The following is a 1,492-nucleotide window of genomic DNA, read 5'->3' as shown; positions in this document are numbered from 1 at the left end:
TATCCCAATCTCACCAATTGCTGGCGGAAGGGCAGGAGGCTAACTGGAGCGGTGACGACGAAACTGTCTGGCAGGGAATGCTGGCAAGTGAGGTCTATACGACACAAAGTACCACTAATGCCATCGGGGCTTTACTGACCCAAACCGATGCGAAAGGCAATATTCAGCGTCTGGCTTATGACATTGCCGGTCAGTTAAAAGGGAGTTGGTTGACGGTGAAAGGCCAGAGTGAACAGGTGATTGTTAAGTCCCTGAGCTGGTCAGCCGCAGGTCATAAATTGCGTGAAGAGCACGGTAACGGCGTGGTTACGGAGTACAGTTATGAGCCGGAAACTCAACGTCTGATAGGTATCACCACCCGGCGTGCCGAAGGGAGTCAATCAGGAGCCAGAGTATTGCAGGATCTACGCTATAAGTATGATCCGGTGGGGAATGTTATCAGTATCCATAATGATGCCGAAGCTACCCGCTTTTGGCGTAATCAGAAAGTGGAGCCGGAGAATCGCTATGTTTATGATTCTCTGTATCAGCTTATGAGTGCGACAGGGCGTGAAATGGCTAATATCGGTCAGCAAAGCAACCAACTTCCCTCACCCGTTATACCTGTTCCTACTGACGACAGCACTTATACCAATTACCTTCGTACCTATACTTATGACCGTGGCGGTAATTTGGTTCAAATCCGACACAGTTCACCCGCGACTCAAAATAGTTACACCACAGATATCACCGTTTCAAGCCGCAGTAACCGGGCGGTATTGAGTACATTAACGACAGATCCAACCCGAGTGGATGCGCTATTTGATTCCGGCGGTCATCAGAAGATGTTAATACCGGGGCAAAATCTGGATTGGAATATTCGGGGTGAATTGCAACGAGTCACACCGGTGAGCCGCGAAAATAGCAGTGACAGTGAATGGTATCGCTATAGCAGTGATGGCATGCGGCTGCTAAAAGTGAGTGAACAGCAGACGGGTAACAGTACTCAAGTACAACGGGTGACTTATCTGCCGGGATTAGAGCTACGGACAACTGGGGTTGCAGATAAAACAACCGAAGATTTGCAGGTGATTACGGTAGGTGAAGCGGGTCGCGCACAGGTAAGGGTATTGCACTGGGAAAGTGGTAAGCCGACAGATATTGACAACAATCAGGTGCGCTACAGCTACGATAATCTGCTTGGCTCCAGCCAGCTTGAACTGGATAGCGAAGGGCAGATTCTCAGTCAGGAAGAGTATTATCCGTATGGCGGCACGGCGATATGGGCGGCGAGAAATCAGACAGAAGCTAGCTACAAATTTGTTCGTTACTCCGGTAAAGAGCGGGATGCCACTGGATTGTATTATTACGGTTACCGTTATTATCAACCTTGGGTGGGTCGATGGTTGAGTGCTGATCCGGCGGGAACCGTGGATGGGCTGAATTTGTACCGAATGGTGAGGAATAACCCCATCACATTGACTGACCATGACGGATTAGCACCGTCTCCAAA

General features: G+C 49.5%; 1 pseudogene. It reads left to right on the top strand.

The annotated features are described in order from the left end of the window. Positions 1-1,492, top strand: a pseudogene (gene tccC, locus EAE93_RS23805) (insecticidal toxin complex protein TccC); the annotation flags it as partial.

Source organism: Photorhabdus akhurstii, from assembly GCF_018448925.1.
Classification (GTDB): domain Bacteria; phylum Pseudomonadota; class Gammaproteobacteria; order Enterobacterales; family Enterobacteriaceae; genus Photorhabdus; species Photorhabdus akhurstii.
Note: the sequence above shows the minus strand (reverse complement) of the source record. Positions and strands in the feature narration are given on the sequence as shown.